This window comes from Methylobacterium carpenticola (assembly GCF_042748905.1).
Lineage (GTDB): Bacteria > Pseudomonadota > Alphaproteobacteria > Rhizobiales > Beijerinckiaceae > Methylobacterium > Methylobacterium carpenticola.
In genome coordinates this window covers 3,107,952-3,130,502 of sequence record NZ_JBHZEO010000001.1, presented here as the reverse complement: position 1 = coordinate 3,130,502, position 22,551 = coordinate 3,107,952, and the positions used below count along the sequence as shown (strand labels likewise).

Below are 22,551 nucleotides of genomic sequence, written 5' to 3'. Positions count from 1 at the left end.
ACGAGGAGGCGTGCGGCTTCCAAAGCCGATTCGGCTCCGGACGCGCGAGCGGCATCGCGGCGGGGCCGGCGCGATGAACCTCTCCGCCCCCTTCATCCTGCGCCCGGTCGCGACGACGCTGCTCACCCTCGGCGTGCTGCTCGCGGGCCTGTTCGCCTTCGTGCGACTGCCGGTGGCGCCGCTGCCGCAGGTGGATTTCCCGACGATCCTCGTCCAGGCGCAGATGGCGGGCGCCAGCCCCGAGACCATGGCGGCCACCGTCGCCGCGCCCCTCGAGCGGCGCCTCGGCCAGATCGCCGATGTCGACCAGATGACCTCGACCAGCTCGACCGGCCAGACCCGGATCGTGCTGCAATTCGCCCTGGAGCGCGACATCAACGGCGCCGCCCGCGACGTCCAGGCCGCCATCAACGCCGCCCGCGCCGACCTGCCCACGGCCCTGCGCTCGAACCCGACCTACCGCAAGTTCAACCCGGCCGACGCGCCGATCCTGATCATCGGCCTCACCTCGAAGACGCTGAACCCCTCGACCCTCTACGACAGCGCCGCCACCGTGGTGCAGCAGAAGCTGTCGCAGCTCGAAGGCATCGGCAACGTGGAGGCGAGCGGCTCCTCCCTGCCGGCGGTGCGGGTCGAACTCGAACCCGCCGCCCTGTTCCATTACGGCATCGGCCTCGAAGGCATCCGGGCGGCGATCGCGAGCGCCAACGCCAACTCGCCGAAGGGGGCGATCGAGACCGAGGCGCGCCGCTACCAGCTCTACGCCAACGACCAGGGCCGCGTCGCCGCGGACTACCAGGACATCGTGGTCGCCTACCGCAACGGCGCCGCCGTGCGCCTGCGGGACGTGGGCGAGGTGATCGACGGCGTGGAGGACCGGCGCAACCTCGGCCTGATCAACGGCCAGCCCGGCGTGCTGCTCATCGTCTACAAGCAGCCGGGCGGCAACGTGGTCGAGACGGTCGACCGCCTCAAGGCCGCCCTGCCGCAGATCAAGGCGGCCCTGCCCGGCGACATCGACATGGTGGTCACGGGCGACCGCAGCCTCACCATCCGGGCCTCGCTCAAGGAGGCGGAGCGCACCCTGATGATCTCGGTGGCGCTCGTGATCCTGGTGGTGTTCCTGTTCCTGCGCTCGGGCCGGGCGACGCTGATCCCCGCCGTGGCGGTGCCGATCTCCCTCGTCGGCACCTTCGCGGCCATGTATCTGTGCGACTACAGCCTCGACAACATCTCGCTGATGGCGCTGATCATCGCGGCGGGCTTCGTGGTCGACGACGCCATCGTGGTCCTGGAGAACATCCAGCGCCACATCGAGGAGGGCCGGCCGCGGCTCGAAGCGGCCCTGCTCGGGGCCCAGGAGGTCGGCTTCACGGTCCTGTCGATGAGCCTGTCGCTCATCGCCGTGTTCATGCCGATCCTGCTGATGGGCGGCCTGATCGGGCGCTTCTTCCAGGAATTCGCCGTCGTCCTCTCCCTGGCGATCCTGATCTCCCTGGTCCTGTCCCTCACCACCACACCGATGATGTGCGCGCGGCTGCTCACCCCCGAGCCGCACGGGCGCCGGCCGAACATCCTCGCCCGCTTGCTGGAGGCGGGATTCGACGGAGTGCAGCGGGCTTATGCGCGCAGCCTCGCCTGGGCGCTGCGGCACGGCGCGATCGTGATGGCGGTGCTGCTCGCGGCCGTGGCCCTCAACGTCTGGCTGTTCGTGATCGTGCCGAAGGGCTTCTTCCCCCAGCAGGATACCGGCCAGATGATCGGCGGCGTCCAGGCCGACCAGCGCATCTCCTTCCAGGCGATGAGCCAGAAGCTGAAGGCCGCCACCGACATCGTGCGGGCGGACCCTTCGGTGGAGAGCGTGGTCGGCTTCACGGGCGGGCGGGGCACCAACTCGGCCAACGTCTTCGTGGGCCTGAAGCCGCTCGGCACCCGCGACCCGATCGCGGAGGTGATGGCGCGGCTGCGGCCGAAGCTCGCCGCGATCCCCGGGGCCCGGCTGTTCCTGTTCCCGCGCCAGGATTTCATGGTCGGCGGGCGCCAGAGCTTCTCGCAGTACCAGTACACCCTGCAGGGCGATACCAGCGACGAGCTCTACGCCTGGGCGCCCAAGCTGGTGGAGGCGCTGCAGAAGGACCCGACCTTCACGGACGTGACCTCCGACCAGCAGCAGGGCGGGCTCGAGAGCCGCCTCGTGGTCGACCGGCCGACCGCCTACCGCTACGGCCTCACCCCCGACGTCATCGACAACACGCTCTACGACGCGTTCGGCCAGCGCCAGGTCTCGACGATCTACAACGCCCTCAACCAGTACCGGGTGGTGATGGAGATCGCGCCCCGCTACCTCGGCAATCCCGAGATCCTCAAGCAGATCTTCGTCTCGACCTCGGGAGCGCGGGCGCGCGGCTCCGCCTCGACCAACGCGGTGGCGGGCACGGTGCGGAGCGCGCAGACCGCCACCGACGAGGCCAGCACCGCCGCCGCGGTGGCGACCGATTCGGCCCGCAACGCCGCCGCCAACGCCATCGCCGGCAAGGCGGGCGCCTCCTCGGCGGCCGCAGTGAGCAGCACCAAGGAGACGATGGTGCCGCTCTCCGCCTTCGCGCGCCTCGAGAGCGGGACCGCCCCCGTGCAGGTCAGCCACCAGGGCCTGTTCGTGGCGACCACCGTCTCGTTCAATCTCGCCCCGGGCAAGACGCTGGGCGACGCCACCGCGGCGATCGAGGCGCAGATGCGCGACCTGCGCATGCCCGCCACCATCCACGGGGAATTCGCCGGGGCGGCCAAGACCTTCCAGGCCTCCTCGTCGCGCCAGCCGCTCCTGATCCTCGCCGCCCTGCTCACCGTCTACGCCGTGCTCGGCATCCTCTACGAGAGCTTCGTCCACCCGATCACGATCCTCTCGACCCTGCCCTCGGCCGGCATCGGGGCGATTCTCGGCCTGATGGTGATGGGGGAGGAGTTCGGGGTGATCGCGCTCATCGCGATCTTCCTGCTCATCGGCATCGTGAAGAAGAACGCGATCATGATGATCGACTTCGCCCTCGACGCGCAGAGGCGGCGCGGCATCGATCCGCGGGAGGCGATCTGGCAGGCCTGCCTCTTGCGCTTCCGTCCCATCCTGATGACAACGCTCGCGGCGCTGCTCGGCGCGCTGCCGTTGATCCTCGACGGCGGCGAGGGCTCCGAACTGCGCCGTCCGCTCGGCATCGCCATCGTGGGCGGCCTCATCGTGAGCCAGGTCCTGACCCTCTACACCACGCCCGTCGTCTACCTCCTGCTCGACCGCCTCCGGCTGCGCGCGATGCGCAAGGGCTCCGGCGCGGCGCCGCTGCCCGCCCCGGCCGCCGAATGAAGACCCTGTCCGTCCGTCTCGGCGCGGCCGCGCTGCCGTCGCTGCTGCTCGCCGGCTGCCTCGTCGGCCCGGATTATTCCAGGCCCTCCGTCGAGACGCCGCTCGCCTTCAAGGAGGGCGGCGCGCCCGCCACCGCGATGCCGGGCCGCAACTGGCGCCCGGCCCGGCCCGCGGACGAGGCCGAGCGCGGCGATTGGTGGCGGGTCTACCGCGACCCGACCCTCGACCGGCTCATCCGCCTCGTCGACGTCGACAACCAGAACCTGCGCGCCTCCATCGCCGCCTACCGGCAGGCCCGGGCCCTGGTCCAGGAGGCGCGGGCGCAGCTCTTCCCGACCGTGCTCGGCGCGCCGAGCATCACCCGGGCGAGCAGCGGCGGCGTCGAGCGCACCACGGTCACGCTCCAGGGCTCGGCGAGCTGGGAACTCGACCTGTTCGGGCGCATCCGCCGCCAGATCGAGAGCGACGTCGCCAGCGCCCAGGCGAGTGCGGCCGAGCTCGCGGCGGTGCGCCTCGCGAACCAGGCGGAGCTGGCGAGTGCCTATTTCCAGCTCCGCTACCAGGATTCGCTGCAGCAGCTCCTCGACCGGACGGTTCAGGCCTACCAGCGCTCCCTCGCCATCACCGAGAACCAGTATTCGGTCGGCGTCGCCGCGCGCTCGGACGTGATCACCGCCCAGACGCAGCTCCAGACCACCCAGGCCCAGGCGATCGCCGTCGGCCTGCAGCGGGCGACCCTGGAGCACGCGATCGCGGTGCTGATCGGCCGGCCGCCCTCGGAGGTGTCGGTGCCGCGCGGGCGCCTCGCCGCGAAGCCGCCGGGGGTGCCGGTGAGCGTGCCCTCCGACCTCTTGGAGCGGCGCCCCGACATCGCCCAGGCCGAGCGGGCCGTTCAGGCGCAGAGCGAGCAGATCGGCGTCGCGGTGGCGGCCTTCTACCCGACCATCACGCTGTCGGCGAATGGCGGCATCGCGGGCGATCCGGCCCGCAACTTCTTCTCGGCGGCGAACACCTTCTGGTCGGTGGCGGCGGGCGGCAGCCAAGCCTTGTTCGACGGCGGCGCCCGCAGCGCCGTGCTCCAGGCCGCGCGGGCCGGCTACGACGTCACCACCGCCACCTATCGCCAGACCGTGCTCACGGCCTTCCAGGAGGTGGAGAACGGTCTGTCGGGCCAGCGCATCCTCGCCCGGCAGGCGGCGGCGCAGGACCTCGCCGTGGCATCGTCGCGGCGCGCGGTCGAGATCACCCTCAACGAGTACCGGGCCGGCACCCAGAACTACACGACGGTGGTGACCGCCCAGGCGCTGGAACTCAACAACGAGGTCTCGGCGCTGCAGATCCTGCTCAACCGCTTCACCAACTCGGTCTCCCTCATCCGCGCGCTCGGCGGCGGCTGGGACGTGCGCTCGCTGCCGAGCGGCGAGGAGCTGAAGGCCTTCCGCACCCTGCCGATCGACACGGGCCAGTCCCTGCGCACGGACGAGTAGGGGCGGTCACGGCCTGCTTGAGGCCGGCCCGTCCTATCGCACCCGCAGGGTCGCGAGTTCATCGTGGTGGAGCAGCAGCACGTCGGTCGCCCCGGCGAGCTTGCGGGCGGCCGGGGTGAAGCCGGCATTGGACACCACCGCCGCCCAGTCGGCGTTCCAGTAGCTGCGGGCCGCCACCACCTCCTGCACGGCCGCGTTGCCGACCGGTTTCGCGTAGCGCTTGCACTGCACCACAAGGCGCACCCCGTCCTGCTCGGCGATCACGTCGGCCCCCTGGTCGCCGGAGGCGCGGGTCGGGCGAGCGTCCCAGCCGGCGCGTTCCAGGAGCGCGGCGCAGAACCGCTCATAGGCGATGCCGTCATCCGGCAGGACCTCCTCCTCCGGCTCCGCGTCGGGCAGGGAGACGTCCTCGACGATGGCCAGGATCTCCGCCGGCCGCTTGGCCACGAGGTCGCCGTAGCCCTCCTCCTCCAGGCGCGGCACCAGGGTGCGGGCGATGTAGTAGGCGCGCTCGCGCTCCCAGCCGTCGAGGATCAGGTTGTCGTAGGCGTCCAGATAGGTCTCCTGCCGGCGGCGCAGCCGCAGGACGTCCCGGTGCCGCTCGACGAGGGTGCGCACCCGGCGGCGGAACCGGCGCCCCCGGCCGAGCCGGTGGAGCAGGATCCCGAGGAGCAGGGCGCCGCTTGCCGCGAGCGCCGGCCGTCCCAGCCACAGGCTCGCGAGGCCGCCGGCCACCACGGGCCAGAAGGCGAGGTCGGCAATGCTGCGCGGCGCGGCCATGCGACTCCTGGTCTCCCGGGCTCCCGATCTCCGCGCAGTCTTGGCCGCTCCCGCCTGACCGGAGGGCTAAGGGCTGCCCCGGCGCGGCGCCTATCCACAGGCCTCTTTGCGCCGGGACCGATCGCCGCCGGGGCGTGCGCCGGCCTTGCACGCGCCTCGGGCTTTGGCCGATGCTCGCTCCTTCCGGCCCGATGCCTTCCCCGGCCGGTCCACAGGGAGTCCCCCGATGCGGCGATGGGTGGTGGCGTGTCTCGCCTGCGTGATCTGCGGCGCGGTCGGACGCGGCGAGGAGGCGCCCGCGGAGGTGGATATTGCCCTGGTGCTCGCCGTCGACGTGTCCCTGTCGATGACGGCGGACGAGCAGCTCGTCCAGCGCAGCGGCTACGTGGAGGCTTTCCGCTCCGCCGCCGTGCAGCAGGCGATCACCCAGGGGCAGGTCGGGCGCGTCGCCGTCACCTATGTCGAGTGGGCCGGCGTCGGCAATCAGCGGGTGGTAGTGCCCTGGACGATCATCACCGGGCGGGAGGATGCGCTCGCCTTCGCGGAGCGCCTGTCGCAGAGCCCGCCGCGGCGCTCCACCTGGACCTCGATCGCGAGCGCGATCGACTTCTCCGTGGGGCTTCTCGCCGAGACGCATTTCCAGCCCCTGCGCCGCGTGATCGACGTGTCGGGGGATGGGCCGAACAACCAGGGGCGGCCCGTGACCCGGGCGCGCGACGACGCCGTGGCGAAGGGCATCGTCATCAACGGCCTGCCGCTGATGATCCGCGAGCCGAGCGGCCCGTGGGACATCAAGGATCTCGACCTCTATTACCGGGACTGCGTGATCGGGGGAGCCGGCAGCTTCATGGTGCCGGTGCGCGAGCGCGAGCAGTTCGCGGAGGCGATCCGCACGAAGATCGTCCGCGAGGTGGCCGATGCCGCGCCCGTTCCGCTGATCCACCGGGCAGAGGCCGCGCCGGTCGCCAATTGCTCGGTCGGCGACCGGCCGCCCTCGGATTGGGACTAAAGTCTTAACCCGGTCGCGGGCGACCTGGCTCCGACCGCAGGCGGCCCGGCCGGCCGTTCAGCCCGCACCGCCCTTCCGGCGCCGCTGCTGTCCCAGGCCCATCGTCTTCGCCAGTTCGGACCGGGCGGCCGCATAGTTCGGAGCCACCATCGGATAATCCGGCGGCAGGTTCCACCGCGCCCGATAATCCTCGGGCGAAAGACCGTAGCGGCTGCGAAGATGGCGCTTGAGCGACTTGAACTTCTTGCCGTCTTCGAGACAGATCAGGTATTCGGGCGTTATCGATTTCTTGATTGGCACTGCGGGAGCCAGCGGCTCGGCCCTCTCCTCGACGGGTTCCTTCCCCAGACGGCCGAGAGTCTCATGGACCGAGGCGATCAAGCCGGGAAGCTCCGCCATCGTCACGGAGTTCTTGCTGACGAACGCCGATACGATATCGGCCGCCAACTCGATATAGTCCGTCGACGCCTCACTCTCACTCATCCTGTCGACCCTCTGAACCGGGGTGGGCGCGCTCAGAGCCAGACATAGCCGCTACAATTTGCGAATGCGAGATGGCTGGTCTGCGTCCACCAGATATCCCGACTATTGCGTCCCGCGGCTTCATGCAAGAGGGTCGTAGAAAGAGTCTTCGACTATTCCCCGTTTGCGATGCGTGGCTGCATCACAGCCTACGGGCCATTACGTATGTAAGTCGTTCTCGGCGAAGCCTGCCGCGTCACTTGGGCCCCGGCGCCGGAAGGTCATGGCTCAGCGATGATTGGCGGACCGGCTTCTGCGACATACCAACGTCTAAACCCGACAAAGGGTTCAGAATACGCAGTCAAGCCGGAGTGGACGGCAGGGCCGCCAGACCCCAGGACCTTGGTCCTCTCACCGCCGGGCCGGCATGCGCGGCGAACGGTCGAATTTTAACATAGATCATAACTGCGGCCTCGGGGCCGCGGGCGATCCGTCAGCGTGTTTCGAGGAGGCGCCGATAGGCGCGGATGATCGCGTCGGCCTCCGCCTCGGTGAGGTCGGTGAAGATCACCGCCTCCCCGACGAAGACGGAGCAGCGGCCGTCGAAGCTCGCGATTTTTCGGATGGGCGGCACTCTCGGTCCTCCACGCATCATCAACAGCCCGTGACCGTCACGGTTCCTCAGGGAAGAGGGCGAGGGCCCGCGTCCCATGTGCCGATGATGGGGCCACCGCGGCGGCGTGCCGATGATCCCTTCGGCGGATCATCCTTTCGCGCGCGGGTCGTCGCTCAGACCTTGCCGGCCGGTGGGTCGCGCTCGAGGGCGGCGACCGAGAGCGCCTGCCCGCGGCCGCGCAGGGCGTGGCGCCCGAGGGGACGCGCCCGAATGCCCGCCGGGAGATGGGGAAGCTGTTCGAGCAGGTCCGAGGAGATGAGGACGGGGGCGTCCAGGGTGCGGCAGAGCGTTTCGATGCGCGCGGTCACGTTCACGGCGTCGCCGAAATACGCGATCTTGTGCCGGTCGACGCCGACCTCCGCGGTGACGACGGAGCCGCCATGGAGGGCGGCCCGCACCTCCGGCACCGTCCCGAACCGCTCGCGCCACGCCGGCGCCTCGCGGGCGAGGGCGTCGCGGATCGCGAAGATGCAGGTGACGCAGCGGGCATCCTGAAGCCCGCGGGCCATCGGCCAGGTGATCAGCGCCATGTCGCCGATGAAATCGTCGGTGGAGCCCTGGCAGCGGCGCACCGGATCGGCGATCGCCGCGAACACCGCCGCCAGATAGGCCTGCGCCTTCAGGTCGCCATGGGCCTCCGCGTAGGCGGTGGAGCCGACCACGTCGACGAACAGGAAGATCCGCTCCTCCTCGACCGGCCGGTGATAGCGGCCGACCATCAGGTTGACGAAGACCTCCGCCCCGATGAGGTCGCGCATCCGCACGACGAACACGAGCAGGGCCGAGACCGCGAGGGCGTAGACGAGCGCGCGCAGGGACGGCACGACGGCGCTCGCGAAGGGCTCGGCGGTGAGGCCGGCGCTCCACACCAAGAGGCCGCCCATGGCGTGGCCGAGGGCGATCATCCCCACATAGGCGAGTTCCGCCACCGGGACATAGAGGAAGGTCGGCAGGCGGCGGAAGCGGGCCTGGATCCGCGGCATCAGCACGCCCCGCTCCAGCGTGAGCGCGCTCGCCCCGATGCAGAGGCCGTAGATGCCCGCGACGACCGGGATGCCGTTGTTGAAGATGACGTCGTAGAGGACGCCGGCCGCGCCGCTGAGGACGACGATGACGATCCAGAACCAGACGTGGTGGGGAACCAGTCTCGATAGGACGGGGACCGGAGCACGCGCGGCCGTCGAAGCCGGACGATCGAGATGAGCGGCGCGGGTCACCCTGAGGTCTCCCTGTCACGGGGCATGCGCTGCCTGTGGACCGTGATTCAGGCTCTTTTCGGAGCGTGCCGCCTGTTCGCGGCCGACATGGCTCGACTTGGCCGATGCGACTTGGCTGATGCGACTTGGCCGACGCGAGTTGGCGGAAGGCCGGCCCGCCCGGGAACTCTCGCGTGGCCGGCGACGTTCGGGGCGTCAGATACCCTCAAGCCTGGAGGCTTCCATGCGCATCCGTCTCGTGACGCTCGCGGCCCTCGCCGCGGCCACCGCCGCTCCGGCCCTCGCCGAGGAGGTCACCGTGATCCGCCGCGATCCGCCGCCCGTGGAGCGCTCGACGGTGATCGAGCACCGGTCGGTGGAATCCACCGGCTCGGTCGGCGGTTGTGAGAGCAGGACCGTCCGCAAGGAGAACGAGTTCGGCGATTCCAAGACGGTGCGGACCGAGCGCTGCGACTGAGCGGAGCCTGAGCCGGCCCGCACCCGGGTGAGCCGGTGCCGAGGAACAGCGGGCGGCCCCCCGGCCGCCCGCCGGGGTGGTTACTTCAGGAGCCGCGACAGCGCGCGCCCGGCGGGCGTCGCGAGTTCCTTGGCGTCGAGCGTGCCATCGTTGTCCGGATTCGCGGCCTTGAAGCGGGCCTCCACCAGGGCGAGGTATTCGTCCTTGGTGAGCGTGCCGTCGTTGTCCGGATCGGCGGCCTTCAGCTCCTTGCGGCTCAGCCGCCCCTTCAGCTCCTTGGCGTCGACCGTGCCGTCGGCATCCTTCTCGGCCGCGTCGAACACCTTGGAGGCCGCCGCCTTCGCCTCGGCGAGGTCGATGGTGCCGTCCGAATCGGTGTCCACGGCCGTGATGGTCCTGTCCGCGCCCTTGGGCTTCGCCTCGGCGGCGCCGCTCCAGCCGAGCGGCGCGGCAACGATCAGCGTCGTCGCCAGCACTGCGGATCTGAAGGATGCGTTCATCGTGATCTCTCTCAAGGATGCCCCGGGCAGGTCGAGCCGGAATCCTGCCGCAGCGACGTCCCGGCCCCGTGCCCGCGCCATCCAGATAGGGGCGGGGCCGGACGGCGCAAGCCGCCCGGAGATCAGGCGGGCGCGCGCTCGGCCAGGACCTTGTCGACCCGCCGCCCGTCCATGTCCACGACCTCGAAGCGCCAGCCCTGCCGCTCGAAGGCGTCGCCCGCCGAGGGAATCCGGCCGAGTTCGGAGATCACGTAGCCGGCCAGCGTCGAGTAATCGTCGGTGTCCGGGGGATCGCTGAAGCCGAGGCGCTCGAAGGCCTCGACCGCCGGCATCATGCCGTCGATGAGGAGGGAGCCGTCCTGCCGCTCCACCACCATCGGCTCCTCGTCATCCGTATCCGGGATGTCGCCCGCGATCGCCTCCAGGAGATCGGTCTGGGTGACGATGCCTTCGAGGCTGCCGTACTCGTCGACCACGATGGCCATGCGCACGGGCTTGGCCTTGAAGGTCTCCAGCACGCGCAGGATCGGCATCGCCTCGTGCACCACGATGGGATCGCGGATCAGGGGCGCGATCTCGATCGGGCTGCCGTCGAGGAGCTGGTTCAGGATGTCCTGCTTGCGCAGCACGCCCACGATCTCGTGGATCTCGCCCCGGCTCGCCACCAGCGCCTCGTGGCGGCAGGCCCGGACCGTCTCGAGGATCGCCTCGCGCGGCTCCTCGATGTCGACCCAGTCGACCTCGTGGCGCGGGGTCATGATGTCCCGGATGCGCCGCTCGCCGATGCCGAAGATGCGCGCGACCGCCTCCTGCTGGGCCTCCTGGATCAGGCCCGCCTCCTGGCTCGCCGCCACCAGGAGCGTGAGCTCGGCCGGCGAATGCAGCGAATCCTCGCCCGAGCCGGGCTGGAGGCCGAACAGCCGCAGGACCCCGTTGCCGAGCCCGTTCAGAAAGGCGATCGCCGGCCGGAACACGATCAGGAACAGCCGCAGGGGCCGGACCACCGCGAGGGCGGTGCGTTCGCTGCGCTGGAGCGCGAGGCTCTTGGGCGCCAGCTCGCCGAGCACGATGTGCAGGGCCGTGATCACCAGGAACGACACCACGACCGCGATGGCGTGGGCGCTCGCGGTGCCGAGGGGCGGCGGCAGCCACGCGAGCAGCGGCTCGATCAGGTGGGCGAGGGCGGGCTCGCCGACCCAGCCGAGGGCGAGCGACGAGATGGTGATGCCGAGCTGCGTCGCCGCCAGATGGGCGTCGAGCTGGTCGGTCGCGCGCTGCAGGGCGAGAGCGTTGACGCGCTTCTCGGCCACCAGCTCCTGCACCCGGCTGCGCCGCACCGCCACGAGGGCGAACTCGGCCGCGACGAAGAACCCGTTCGCGAAGACCAGGAACACGACGGCGAACAGGCCGAAACCCGTTCCCCAAGGACTGTCGGAAAAAATCACCGCCTCCCGTGGCGCGCCACGGTGGAACCTCGGCAGCCCACCGCGGGCCATCTCATAGCGTGTCTTGCCCCTGCTGGGCTATCCGCCCCGCGGCGAAACCGGTTCAGAGCACCACCGACTCGTTGAAGGTCTCGGGGCGGAACGGCAGCTTGAAGGCGACCGCGAAGCCGCCGTCGAGGTGGCGCACCACCGTCGCGAAGCGCTTGCCCACGGTGACCGTGGCCCCGACCGGCGGCTGGGCGTCGAGCGCGATGGCGGCGCCGGTCATCGAGAGGTCGATGAGGTTTCCGGGCAGCGATGCGCCGTCGGGCAGCTTCACCTGAACCGCCTTGTGGAGGGGGATGATGCGCGCGTCGCTGCGCTGATCGACCTTGCCGCTCGCCCGGGCCGTGAGCCAGTCGAGCCGCGTCGCGATGCGCGCCCGCCGCTCCGGGCCGACTTCGACCGTGACGATGAAGCCGGTAGGCGTCACGGTGCGGATCACGCCCGCGACCGCCCCGATCGTGTCGAGATAGATGGTGACCGGATCGCCGAGCAGGCCCGGAACCGCAGCGTTCAGCTCGATCTCGAAGAGCGAGATTCTGCGCGTCTCGCAGGCATGCTCGTCGCCGTTCGGCAGGAGATAGCGGCCGGCGATCCGCAGGATCTCGCCGGCACCGGCCGGAACCATGTTCGGGGGGAGGATCGCTCTCGACGTCTGCATCATTCCCTACACGACCTGTCCGGGACATGCGTGCCGCGCCACGCTCGATCCGGCCGCCCGGGATCGACCGGGCGGGACGGATGTGTTGCAGTCCTCGGCCTTGCCGCGCGATTGTCCTCCCGTCGCGTTGCGAATTCGTTGTCGCAACCGGTCGGATGCATCGCCCGACGACGGTGGCCGATCGGTGGTTCTCCTCTGCGCTCCTCTCCCGGCCCTGTCGCCGGCCCCGCCGCGACCTTTCGCATTCTCGTCGTCTCATGCACAATTTGTAGAGCTTCCAGCTGCCTCGGAATCCAGAATTGTGTTTTGATTTGAGATCTGGGTCGCCTCGAGACACCTGATCGATCGATAGTTGTCCGCAAGGCGCGAGCGAAAGCTGGAGAAGAACAGTCTTTCTTTACGCTTGCGCCGTATTCGGTCGGGCGCTCACGCGGGAACCGAAGCGGGCGATGCCTCTCGATGCACCGACCTTGATGGTGGTGATGGCGTCCGTCGCCCTGATCATGGGGATGCTGTTCCTGCTGGCATCGCGGCAGCCGAGCGGGGGGCGGACGCTCGCCGTCTGGGGGACGGCGTACCTGCTCGGTGCGGTCGGAACGGCGCTGATGGGTGGGCGGGGCGTCATTCCCAACTGGCTGTCGATCGGCGCCGCGAACGCCATCCTGCTTCTCACCTACGGCCTGATCTGGAGCGGCGCCCGCAGCTTCGAGGGCCGCCGGACGCCACCCGCCGCGCTGGCGGCCGGACCGGGCCTGTGGCTCGCCGCCTGCCTCGTCCCCGCCTTCTACGGATCGATCACCGCGCGGGTGATCCTGGCCTCGGTCGAGGCGGCGACCTACTGCATCCTCACCATCGCGGAACTGCGGCGCGGGCGCGCCGTGCCGCTGGTCTCCCGGGGACCCACGATCATTCTGCTCGCGAGTCACGCGGCGCTCTACCTGATGCGGGTGCCGGCCAGCCTCGTGGTGCCGGTCCCGGAGAGCTATCCGCTCTCCAGCGCCTGGGCCTCCGTGATCGGCTTCACGGCGGTCCTCTACATGGTGACGCATCCCTTCCTGTTCATGGCGCTGGCCAAGGAGCGGCTCGAATGGGAGCACCGCCTCACCGCGCTCACGGATCCGCTCACGGGCGTCGCCAATCGCCGGGGCCTCGAGGAGCGGGCCGCCGGGCTCCTCGCGGGCGAGGCGACGGTCCTCCTGCTCGACCTCGACCATTTCAAGCGCGTCAACGACACCTACGGGCACGCGATCGGCGACGCGGCCCTGGTCGCGCTCTGCACGGTCGCGGGGGCGCTGCTGCCGCCGCGGGCGGTGTTCGGACGACTGGGCGGCGAGGAATTCGCCTGCGTGCTTCCGGGGGAGGCGCCTGCCGGCCGCCTCGCCGAGACGATCCGGCAAGCGGTGGCGGATCTCCGCCCGGACGGCGTTCCGGGCTTCCGGCTGACCGTGAGCATCGGCGCGGCGAGCGGGGCGGAGGGGCTCGACGCGCTGCTCGGGCGCGCCGACCGGGCCCTCTACCGGGCCAAGCGCCTCGGGCGCGACAGGGTGATCTGGGACAGGCCGGTTCCGGCCGGTCCGGCGCGGCTCAGTGCCGCTTGACGAGGTCGGCGAGGGCGGCCTCCTCGGCCTCCGAGAGCGGCGCCGGGGCGGCGGTCCGGCGACGGCGGGTCCGCAGCCAGACGCCGAGGCCGCCGAGGGCGAGCACGAGGGGCGGCGTGAGCCAGAGCAGCGCCGTGTGCCACGCGACGACCGGGCGCAGCAGCACGAACTCGCCGTAGCGGCGCACGACGTAATCCACCACCGCCCCGTCGTCGTCGCCCTGGCGCAGGCGGTCGCGCACGATCAGGCGCAGGTCGCGCGCGAGGGGCGCGTCCGAATCGTCGATGGACTGGTTCTGGCAGACGAGGCAGCGCAGGCCTGCCGAGATGTCCCGGGCGCGGGCTTCGAGCTTCGGATCCGCCATGACCTCGTCGGGCTGCACCGCCTGCGCGGTGGAGCCGAGGGCGAGGAGCGCGACGAGGGCGAGGACGGGGGGGCGAGGCATCGGCCTACTCCGCCGCGACCGGCGTCGTCGGGGAGGGAGCCTCCGCGCGCGACCGGCTCCGCGCCGGGGCGCCGATCCGGAAGCGCCGGTCGGTGAGCGACAGGCCGCCGCCCAGCGCCATCACCACCGCGCCGAGCCAGATCAGCAGGACCAGCGGCTTGTAGTAGAGCCGGATGCCGAGCGACCCGTCGGGCTGGGCCTCGCCGACGCTGGCATAGACCTGGCTCACCCCGAGGGTCAGCAGGCTCGCCTCGCTCACCGCCATGTTGCGGGCGCCGAAGAAGCGCTTGCCCGGCTCCAGCCGGCCTTCGAGGGCGCCGTCCGGTCCGCGGATGGCGAGCTGGGCCACCGTCTCCGTGTAGTTCGGGCCGGTGCGGGGCACCACGCCCTCCAGGATCGCCGCATAGGGGCCGGCGCGCAGCGTGCCGCCCCGCGGCACGGTCGCGAGCGCCTCGACGCTCCAGGCCTGCGCGGCGATGCCGATGACCGTGAGGCCGACACCCGCATGGGCGAGCGCGGTGCCCCAGGCCGAGCGCGGCAGGCCCGCGGCCCGGCGCAGGGACAGGCCGAGGGAGCGGCCCCTGGCGCGCGTCGCGATCTCCATCGCGGCGCCGACGACGAGGTAGGCGCCGAGCCCGATCCCGAGGGGAGCCGCGACCGGCCCGCCGCCTTCCAGGGCGATCAGCCCGAGCGTCACCACGATGCCGGCGCCCATCCCGAGGAGCAGGCGCTGGGCCGCCGCGCCGAGGTCGCCGCGCTTCCAGGCGAGGGTCTGCCCGAAGGGGACGAGGAGCAGGAGCGGCACCGCGAGGGGCAGGAAGGTGAGGTTGAAGAAGGGAGCGCCCACCGAGATCTTGTCCCCGGTGAGTGATTCGAGCACCAGCGGGTAGAGGGTGCCGACGAGGACGGTGGCGCAGGCGGCCGAGAGGAACAGGTTGTTCAGCACCAGCGCCCCCTCGCGGGAGATCGGGGCGAACAGGCCGCCCTGGCGCAGGGCGGGCGCCCGCCACGCGAACAGCGTGAGCGAGCCCCCGATGAACAGCACCAGGATGCCGAGGATGAAGGTGCCGCGGGCCGGGTCGGTCGCGAAGGTGTGGACCGAGGTCAGCACGCCGGAGCGCACCAGGAAGGTGCCGAGCAGCGACAGCGAGAAGGTCAGGATGGCGAGGAGCACGGTCCAGACCTTGAGCGCGTCGCGCTTCTCCATCACCACGGTGGAGTGGATGAGGGCGGTGCCCGCGAGCCAGGGCATCAGCGAGGCGTTCTCGACCGGATCCCAGAACCACCAGCCGCCCCAGCCGAGTTCGTAATAGGCCCAGTAGGAGCCCATCGCGATGCCGACCGTGAGGAAGCACCACGCGAGCAGCGTCCAGGGCCGCACGGCCCGCGCCCACACGGCATCGAGCCGCCCCTCGATCAGCGCCGCGATGGCGAAGGCGAAGGTGATCGAGAAGCCGACATAGCCGAGATAGAGCAGCGGCGGGTGGATCGCGAGACCCGGATCCTGGAGGATCGGGTTGAGGTCCCGGCCCTCGGCCGGAGCCGGGTTGAGCCGCGCGAAGGGGTTCGACGTGGTCAGGATGAACAGCAGGAACACGAAGGTGATCGTGGCCTGCACGCCGAGCGTGTTCGCCCGCAGGGCCGCTGGCACCGAATCCCGGGCGACGGCCACGATCGCGCCGAACAGGGCGAGGATCAGCACCCAGAGGAGCATCGAGCCCTCGTGGTTCCCCCAGACGCCCGAGATCTTGTAGATCAGCGGCTTGAGGGCGTGGGAGTTCTCGAACACGTTCTGGACCGAGAAGTCCGAGGTCACGTGCGCCCAGGTGAGGGCGCCGAACGCGAAGGCGATGCAGGCGAAGCTCGCGAGCGCTGCCGGCGCGGCGACGCCGCGCAGGATCGGGTCGTTGGCGCGTGCGGCCCAGAGCGGCATCACCGCCTGGGCGAGCGAGAGGGCGAGCGCGAGCGCGAGCGCGTAGTGACCAGCCTCGATCAGCAAGGTTTTGCCTCTTCCAGTCGCCGCGCGACCCGCTGCCGGCCCGCCCGTCGCGTTCTAAGCAGGTTTCGGAAAAGTGCCGTGCGGTTTTCCGTCACAAACCCGCGACACATCAGGACGCCGAGCAGGCTTGCCGACGCAAGCCAGCTTGGTCTGGTTGGATCGTCCCGCCACGACGATGTTTCGTCGCACGGACAAGCGGTCACTGCTGCCGAGTCGTTGGATTCCCGCCGCTCGCGGTCTGCGGCGCGGCGCCCTGGCCGCCCGGGTGCCGCGCGCCCTCCTGCCAGCGGCCCTGCTTCTTGAGGGCGTCGGCCACCTCGCGGGGCATGTAGGTCTCGTCGTGCTTGGCGAGCACCGTGTCGGCGCGGAAGACGCCGCCGGGCTCGAGCGCTCCCTCGGCGACGACGCCCTGTCCCTCGCGGAACAGGTCGGGCAGGAGGCCCTGATAGCGCACCGGCACGGTGGCGCCCGTATCCGTGACCGTGAAGGTCACGAGCCCGTCCGGCCCGCGCTTGACCGAGCCGTCCAGCACGAGGCCCCCGAGGCGGAAGCGCACGCCCGGCGCCACTGCCTCGCCGCGGGCGATCTCGCTCGGCGAGCGGAAGAACACGATCGTGCCGCGCATCGCCCACAGGACGAGGCCGAGCGCCACCGCGAGCACCGCCCCGCACACGCCGATGAGCACCAGCCGGCGCTGCTTGCGGGTCACGGGCGGATCTCCAGCCGGTCGGTGGGGGATGTCGGGGTCATGGGAGCGTCTCCCGGCTGCTTCTCACGCTGCGGCTTCCCGGCGGTTATACGCATCCCCCGCCGGGTCCCTTGATGTGTCACAGGGTCTTGTCGGAAACCTGCTTAGAGCGGCGCGCGATCACGGTGCAATCAGGCGCCGCTCTAGGTCTTTGATTTTACCGCATTTTCTGCGGCGAACCGGGATCCGCTTCGTCGGAAAATGCTCGAGACGGGCGGGCGGCCGGGCAAAACCCGCGGCGCCCTGCCACATCAGGGGGAGGCAAGGCCGATCTCGCGCGCGGCGGCCTCGACGGGGGCCGCCTTGTCGCCGAGGGCGGCGCGGGCCCGCGCCAGGGCCTCGGCGGCCTTGTCGCGCTCGCCCATCACCCCGTAGGAGCGCACCAGCCGGGTCCATTCCTCGGGCGTGCCGCCGCCCGCCGCGAGGCGCTGGTCGAGGCCCGCCACCATGCCGCGAATCGCCGTGCGCTGCTCGTCGGTCAGGCCCGGCCGGTCGGCGGGCGCGGGTGCCGGGAGCGTGCCGCCGAGGCGCTCGATCGATTCGCGCACCATGGACATCCAGGGCGCATCGGCCGGCGAGGATGCCGCGAGGTCCTTGTAGCGCGCGACGGCGAGGTCGCGGTCGCCGTCCTGCTCGGCGGCGCGGGCGAGGTAGAACAACGGCTTGACCGCGCCCGGCTCCGCCGCGCGGGCCTTCTCGAAGGCCTTGCGGGCCTTCTCCGGCACCATGCCGTCGCTCGCCGCGACCAGGGCCTCGCCATAATCGGAGAGCCGCGGGGTGGTATCGCCGAGGAGCCGCAGCGCCTGCTCGTAGGCCTTGACGGCGTCCTCCATGCGCCCGAGGCGGAGATAGACCGGGGCCAGCACCTCCCAGCCGCGCCCGTCCTCCGGATGCTGGGCGAGATGGGTCTCGATCTGGGCGATGCCGGCGGCGAGGTCGCGCCCCGTCCGGCCCGCGGCGGCGCGCTCCGCCTGGGGCTGGGCCGGCAGGCCCGGCGAGCCGTAGAGGCCGTAGACGATCAGCGCGACCAGCGGCACCGTCGAGAGGGCGAAGGCGGAGGCGGCGCGGCGGTGGCGCAGGGCCGGTTCGCCCACGCGCGGGGCGGTGGCGTCGCCCAGCGTGCGGCTCGCCCGCAGGAGCCGCCGGGCGGCCTCGGCCCGGGCGGCTTCCGCCTCCTGGGGGGCGAGCAGGCCCCGGCCCGCATCCCGTTCGATGTCGCGCAGCTGGTCCTCGTAGAACCCCGTCTCGGTCGCCAGCACCGAATCCGTGCTCCCGTCCGGCATCGCCGGCTGGGGGCGGCGCGAGAGCGGCCAGAGCAGCGCGAACACCGCCGCCCCGGTCATCAGCGCGAAGAGCAACCAGATCGCCATCATCCGATCCGTCTATCGCCCGGGCTCTACGGACACGATTGCGCGGCGCGGCGACACGGTGTCACGCGAGAGCGTCGCGCGTCGCGCATGGCTGGTCTGCCGCGCGGCGGCGCTGCATTGCGCAACATCTTGTGCGGTGCAACGTTGACGCCCGGTCGGGCCGCCGGGCGATCGCGCCGCCGCCCGACCCGATCCGTCCAGGAGCCCTTCTTCCGCATGCCAGACAGGCCGCCCCCGATTCTCCGCGGCGCCGGGGATGCGTCGCCCGCGCGCCATCCGGCCCTCGTCCTCCTGGCCCTCGCCATGGGCGGGTTCGCGATCGGCACGACCGAGTTCGCGGCGATGAGCCTGCTGCCCGCCTTCGCGCCGGATCTCGGCATCGACGCGGCGACCGCGAGCCACGTGATCAGCGCCTACGCCCTCGGCGTGGTGATCGGCGCGCCGATCATCGCGGTCCTGGCCGCCCGCATCGCCCGGCGCAGGCTCCTCGTCGGCCTGATGGTCCTCTTCGCCCTCGGCAACGGCCTCTCGGCGCTGGCGCCGGATTACCCGGCGATGCTGGTCTTCCGCTTCCTCGCCGGGCTGCCGCACGGGGCCTATTTCGGCGTCGCGGCCCTGGTCGCGGCCTCGCTGGTGCCGGTCGAGCGGCGCGCGCAGGCGGTGGCGCGGGTGCTCACCGGCCTCACGGTCGCGACGATCATCGGCGTGCCTCTCGCCAACGTGATCGGACAGGTGGCGGGCTGGCGCTGGAGCTTCGGCCTCGTCGCCGGGCTCGCCCTCCTCACCGCCGTGCTGGTGCGCTGGTTCGCGCCCCTCGGCCGGCCCGCGTCCGGCGCGAGCGCGCTGCGGGAACTCGGCGCCCTGCGGCGGGGCCAAGTCTGGCTGACCCTGGCGACCGGCGCCATCGGCTTCGGCGGGCTGTTCGCGGTCTACACCTATCTCGCCTCGACGCTGCTGACGGTGACGGGCGTCGGGCCCGGCACGGTCCCGTTCGTGCTCGGCCTGTTCGGCCTCGGCCTCACCATCGGCAACCTCGTCTGCGCCTGGGCGGCGGACCGGGCGCAGATGCCGGCCGCGGGCCTGACGCTCGCCGCGAGCGCGGCGGCGCTGGCGCTCTACCCGGCCGCCACGGGCAACCTGTGGACGCTCGCCCTGGTGGTGTTCCTGATCGGCTGCGGCGGCGGGCTCTCCACCATCCTGCAGACCCGCCTGATGGACGTCGCGGAGGATGCGCAGACCCTGGCCGCCGCGCTGAACCACTCGGCCTTCAACGTCGCCAACGCGCTCGGGCCCTGGCTGTCCGGCCTCGCCCTCGCGCACGGCTACGGCCTTCCGGCGACCGGCTGGGTCGGCACGGCGCTGGCGCTCGGCGGGCTCGCGATCTGGGCTCTGTCCTGCGCGCTCGACCGCGGCGGGCGGCCGCTGGTCGGCGCGGCGGCGGAGTAGGGCGAGTCGGGACCGGGCCGGCGCCTGGACGCCTCCAGACCCTCAGCACGAGGCCGTCGTGGGTCCCGGCCTCACGCCCGCGGGCTGGCGTCGCCGGGGATCTCCACCACCGCCCGCAGGCCCCCCAGGCTCGCCGCCTCCAGGCGCAGGCGCCCCCGGTAGAGCGTCGCGAGATCGGCGACGATCGAGAGCCCGAGGCCGGAGCCGGGCTTGGTCTCGTCGAGGCGCTGGCCCCGCTTGAGCACCGCCACGCGCGCCTCCGGCGGAAGGCCCGGGCCGTCATCCTCCACGGCGATGATCAGGTGGGGATATTCGCCCTTGCCGATCACCTCGGCCCGCACCGCCACCCGTCCGGCCGCCCATTTCGAGGCGTTGTCGACGAGGTTGCCGATCATCTCCTCGAAATCCTGCCGCTCGCCGCGGAAGCGCAGGCCCGGCGTGATCGCGGTCTCGTAGGCGATGGTCTTGTCCCGGTAGATCTTGCCGAAGGTGCGGATCAGCGCCGCGACCACCGGCTCCACGTCCGTGAAGGTGCCGAGCGTGCCGGCGAGCGCCGCCGCGCGGGCGCGGTCGAGGTGGTAGTTCACCTGATCGCGCATGATCGCGACCTGCTCGCGGATCTTCACGGCCAGCTCGCTCGACGCGTCGACGGCGTCGACCTCGTTGACGATGACGCTGAGGGGCGTCTTGAGCGCGTGGGCGAGGTTGCCGACCTGGGTGCGGGCGCGCTCCAGGATCTCGCGGTTGGTCTCGATCAGGAGGTTCACCTCGCCCGCGAGCGGCGCGATGTCGTGCGGGTAGTCGCCCGAGATCCGGTCAGCCTCGCCCCGGCGGATGGTCCCGAGGGCCGCCCGGAGCTTGTTGAGCGGCGCGAGGCCGAAGCGGATCTGGAGCAGCGTCGTCAGCCCGAGCGACAGGCCGAGCATCGAGAAGGTGGTGGTGAGCGCCACGGTGAAGCGGCGCATGTCGGATTCGATCTCGTCCGAGGGGCCGGCCACGCGGACGAGGTAGCGCCCCTCCTCGCCGAGATCGACGGTGCGTTCGATGATGCGCAGGGGGCGCTCGTCCTGGGCGCGGCCGTAGCCCTTGCGAAGCTGCCCGGCCCCGGCCTCGCCCACCGCGTTGTCGGGGGGCGGCAGCGGCACGCCGACGAGGGAGCGGGAGGTGCGCAGGTCGCGCGGCTTGGCGTTGGGGCGCCCCACCTGCCAGTACCAGCCGGAGAGCGGCAGGTCGAAGCGCGGATCGCCGAGCGCCCCGAAGGCCTTGCCCTCCGCATCCCCCGGCGAGACGAGGTTCGTCGCGAGGTCGTTGGCGTAGACGATGAGGCGGCTGTCGAAGGCGCGCTCGGTGGTCTCCCGGTAGAGGGCCGAGAGGATCAGCCCCGCGATCAGCAGGATCAGCGCGCTCGACAGCAGGGCCGAGACGGCGAGGCGGACCGAGATCCGGCGGCGGCGCCAGGAGCGCCAGAGATTCGGGCGGCTCGGCGCCGCGACCGCGGTCTCCGGGCCGACGCTCCCCGCGACGCCGCGGGCGGGCGCCGTCATGGCGCGCCGGAGCCGGCGCCGGGATCGATCAGGTAGCCGAGGCCGCGCACGGTCTGGATCAGGTCCACGGCGAGCTTCTTGCGCAGGCGGCCGACGAAGACCTCGATGGTGTTCGAGTCGCGGTCGAAATCCTGGTCGTAGAGGTGCTCGGTGAGTTCCGCCCGGGAGACCACGCGGCCGGTATGGTGCATCAGGTAGGAGAGCAGCCGGTACTCGTGCGAGGTGAGCTTGACCGGGCTGCCATCCACGAAGACGCGGCCCGAGCGCGTGTCGAGGGTCACCGGCCCGGCGCTGATCTGGCTCGACGCGTGGCCCGCGGCGCGGCGCAGGATGGCCCGCACCCGGGCGAGCAGCTCCTCCATGTGGAAGGGCTTGGTGACGTAGTCGTCGGCTCCCGCATCGAAGCCGTTGACCTTGTCGCTCCAGCGGTCGCGCGCGGTGAGGATGATGACCGGCGTCTTCACCTGCGCCCGGCGCCAGCCGGACAGCACCGTCACCCCGTCCTGCTTCGGCAGGCCCATGTCGAGGATGATGCAGTCGTAGGGCTCGGTCTCGCCCAGATAGGCGCCTTCCTCGCCGTCGAACGCCTTGTCGACGGCGTAGCCGGCCTGTTCGAGGGCGGTGACGACCTGACGGTTGAGATCCCGGTCATCCTCGATGACGAGCAGACGCACGACGAGCCTCTTCTCTCGGGCATGTCCCGGCACGGACCCCGTCCGTCGCGGAAAATGCGGGACAAATCAATAGGCTGGAGCCCAACCCGTTTCAACCGGAACCGCCCGGTCCCGCCTCATCCTCGTCCTGCGATCAGCATCGCCCGGTCCTTACCATTGTCCGGCGACTTGGCCCGAGCGGGCATCGACCACGACGTGGACGAACTGCCCGTCCCGCCGCAGGGCCGTGAGCATGTAGACCAGCGCCTCGTTGCGGCGGCAGAGATTGGCCCGCACGATATCTGCCCGCGGCACCGCCGCCTGGGCCGCGCGGATGGCCGCGACCGGCTCCACCACGCGCTTCTCGGCCACCGCCTCGCGCAGGTCGCCCGGGGAGAGACAGCTCTGCGCCGTCTGCGACAGGCGCAGCGCCGGCGCGGGGGCCGCCACCGTCGCCGTCTCCGCCGCATCCTGCGCAAGAGCGCCCTCGGCGAGCGCGTACCATCCCATCGCTCCGATGAGGCCGGCGGCTCCGAGAGATAGGATGAGGGCGGCGTGACGCATGCCCGGACCATCGGGCGGGGGCACTGAATGCGGCCTGAATGAGGTGTTCGGGGAACGGAGGAGCCACGGCAAGGCTTTTCCTGCGGGGCCGGG

The 22,551-nt window shown here is 71.4% G+C and carries 20 protein-coding genes; 6 read left to right on the top strand and 14 right to left on the bottom strand.

Features of this window, described 5'->3' with window-relative positions; translation table 11 throughout:
* Positions 1-73 precede the first annotated feature (73 nt).
* Both ACE101_RS14715 and ACE101_RS14710 read left to right on the top strand, forming a co-directional pair.
* Complete coding sequence (locus tag ACE101_RS14715) at positions 74-3,355, top strand: efflux RND transporter permease subunit (protein ID WP_379130684.1); 3,282 nt, start codon at positions 74-76, stop codon at positions 3,353-3,355.
* Complete coding sequence (locus ACE101_RS14710; protein ID WP_379130681.1) at positions 3,352-4,842, top strand: efflux transporter outer membrane subunit; 1,491 nt, start codon at positions 3,352-3,354, stop codon at positions 4,840-4,842. The genes ACE101_RS14715 and ACE101_RS14710 overlap by 4 nt, the downstream gene beginning before the upstream one ends.
* 33 nt (positions 4,843-4,875) lie before the next feature.
* On the opposite strand, the gene ACE101_RS14705 is transcribed toward ACE101_RS14710, so the two are convergent.
* Positions 4,876-5,622, bottom strand: a complete 747-nt coding sequence (locus ACE101_RS14705) for a restriction endonuclease (protein ID WP_379130679.1) — start codon at positions 5,620-5,622, stop codon at positions 4,876-4,878.
* A gap of 226 nt (positions 5,623-5,848) precedes the next feature.
* Between ACE101_RS14705 and ACE101_RS14700 the strand changes: the two genes are divergently transcribed.
* Entirely contained in the window at positions 5,849-6,631 is a 783-nt protein-coding gene (locus ACE101_RS14700) for a DUF1194 domain-containing protein (protein ID WP_379130677.1), read from the top strand.
* A gap of 57 nt (positions 6,632-6,688) precedes the next feature.
* Here the strand turns inward: ACE101_RS14700 and ACE101_RS14695 are convergent, their stop codons facing one another.
* The 3 genes from ACE101_RS14695 to ACE101_RS14685 form a co-directional block, all read right to left on the bottom strand.
* Positions 6,689-7,114: a Ros/MucR family transcriptional regulator gene (locus ACE101_RS14695; protein ID WP_379130675.1), complete on the bottom strand. Its 426-nt coding sequence runs from the start codon at positions 7,112-7,114 to the stop codon at positions 6,689-6,691.
* A gap of 472 nt (positions 7,115-7,586) precedes the next feature.
* The gene (locus ACE101_RS14690) at positions 7,587-7,727 is read right to left on the bottom strand and encodes a hypothetical protein (RefSeq protein ID WP_379130673.1); all 141 of its coding nucleotides are present in this window, start codon (positions 7,725-7,727) and stop codon (positions 7,587-7,589) included.
* A 155-nt stretch (positions 7,728-7,882) separates the two neighbouring features.
* Positions 7,883-8,914, bottom strand: a complete 1,032-nt coding sequence (locus ACE101_RS14685) for an adenylate/guanylate cyclase domain-containing protein (RefSeq protein ID WP_379138692.1) — start codon at positions 8,912-8,914, stop codon at positions 7,883-7,885.
* 295 nt (positions 8,915-9,209) lie between these two features.
* On the opposite strand from ACE101_RS14685, the gene ACE101_RS14680 reads away from it, so the two are divergent.
* A complete protein-coding gene (locus ACE101_RS14680) occupies positions 9,210-9,443 on the top strand; it encodes a hypothetical protein (protein WP_379130670.1) in 234 nt (77 codons plus the stop codon).
* 80 nt (positions 9,444-9,523) lie between these two features.
* On the opposite strand, the gene lanM is transcribed toward ACE101_RS14680, so the two are convergent.
* From lanM to ACE101_RS14665, 3 genes are all read right to left on the bottom strand, one after another.
* On the bottom strand, positions 9,524-9,943 hold the full coding sequence (gene lanM / locus ACE101_RS14675) for a lanmodulin LanM (RefSeq protein ID WP_379130667.1): 420 nt from the start codon (positions 9,941-9,943) through the stop codon (positions 9,524-9,526).
* 122 nt (positions 9,944-10,065) lie between these two features.
* Positions 10,066-11,388, bottom strand: a complete 1,323-nt coding sequence (locus ACE101_RS14670; protein ID WP_379130665.1) for a hemolysin family protein — start codon at positions 11,386-11,388, stop codon at positions 10,066-10,068.
* A 103-nt stretch (positions 11,389-11,491) separates the two neighbouring features.
* Positions 11,492-12,058 carry a PilZ domain-containing protein gene (locus tag ACE101_RS14665; protein ID WP_379130662.1) on the bottom strand — a complete coding sequence of 189 codons (567 nt, stop codon included), beginning with the start codon at positions 12,056-12,058 and terminating at the stop codon, positions 11,492-11,494.
* Between the two features lie 482 nt (positions 12,059-12,540).
* Between ACE101_RS14665 and ACE101_RS14660 the strand changes: the two genes are divergently transcribed.
* A complete protein-coding gene (locus ACE101_RS14660; RefSeq protein WP_379130659.1) occupies positions 12,541-13,689 on the top strand; it encodes a GGDEF domain-containing protein in 1,149 nt (382 codons plus the stop codon).
* On the opposite strand, the gene ACE101_RS14655 is transcribed toward ACE101_RS14660, so the two are convergent.
* From ACE101_RS14655 to ccmI, 4 genes are all read right to left on the bottom strand, one after another.
* Positions 13,676-14,134 carry a cytochrome c-type biogenesis protein gene (locus tag ACE101_RS14655; RefSeq protein ID WP_379130656.1) on the bottom strand — a complete coding sequence of 153 codons (459 nt, stop codon included), beginning with the start codon at positions 14,132-14,134 and terminating at the stop codon, positions 13,676-13,678. The two genes, ACE101_RS14660 and ACE101_RS14655, sit on opposite strands and share 14 nt — an antisense overlap.
* Before the next feature lie 4 nt (positions 14,135-14,138).
* Positions 14,139-16,133 (bottom strand): heme lyase CcmF/NrfE family subunit, encoded by a 1,995-nt coding sequence (locus ACE101_RS14650; RefSeq protein ID WP_379130654.1) that lies wholly within the window; start codon positions 16,131-16,133, stop codon positions 14,139-14,141.
* A 199-nt stretch (positions 16,134-16,332) separates the two neighbouring features.
* Positions 16,333-16,842 carry a cytochrome c maturation protein CcmE gene (ccmE, locus tag ACE101_RS14645; protein ID WP_379130652.1) on the bottom strand — a complete coding sequence of 170 codons (510 nt, stop codon included), beginning with the start codon at positions 16,840-16,842 and terminating at the stop codon, positions 16,333-16,335.
* A 290-nt stretch (positions 16,843-17,132) separates the two neighbouring features.
* Positions 17,133-18,251: a c-type cytochrome biogenesis protein CcmI gene (gene ccmI / locus ACE101_RS14640; RefSeq protein WP_379130650.1), complete on the bottom strand. Its 1,119-nt coding sequence runs from the start codon at positions 18,249-18,251 to the stop codon at positions 17,133-17,135.
* A gap of 216 nt (positions 18,252-18,467) precedes the next feature.
* On the opposite strand from ccmI, the gene ACE101_RS14635 reads away from it, so the two are divergent.
* Complete coding sequence (locus ACE101_RS14635; RefSeq protein WP_379130648.1) at positions 18,468-19,697, top strand: MFS transporter; 1,230 nt, start codon at positions 18,468-18,470, stop codon at positions 19,695-19,697.
* 71 nt (positions 19,698-19,768) lie between these two features.
* On the opposite strand, the gene ACE101_RS14630 is transcribed toward ACE101_RS14635, so the two are convergent.
* The 3 genes from ACE101_RS14630 to ACE101_RS14620 form a co-directional block, all read right to left on the bottom strand.
* Positions 19,769-21,241, bottom strand: a complete 1,473-nt coding sequence (locus tag ACE101_RS14630) for a sensor histidine kinase (protein ID WP_379130647.1) — start codon at positions 21,239-21,241, stop codon at positions 19,769-19,771.
* Positions 21,238-21,915, bottom strand: a complete 678-nt coding sequence (locus ACE101_RS14625) for a response regulator transcription factor (protein ID WP_379130644.1) — start codon at positions 21,913-21,915, stop codon at positions 21,238-21,240. Before ACE101_RS14625 ends, ACE101_RS14630 begins: the two co-directional genes overlap by 4 nt.
* Positions 21,916-22,065: 150 nt before the next feature.
* Positions 22,066-22,458, bottom strand: coding sequence for a PepSY domain-containing protein (locus tag ACE101_RS14620; protein ID WP_379130641.1), 393 nt, complete (start codon positions 22,456-22,458; stop codon positions 22,066-22,068).
* Between the last annotated feature and the right edge of the window lie 93 nt (positions 22,459-22,551).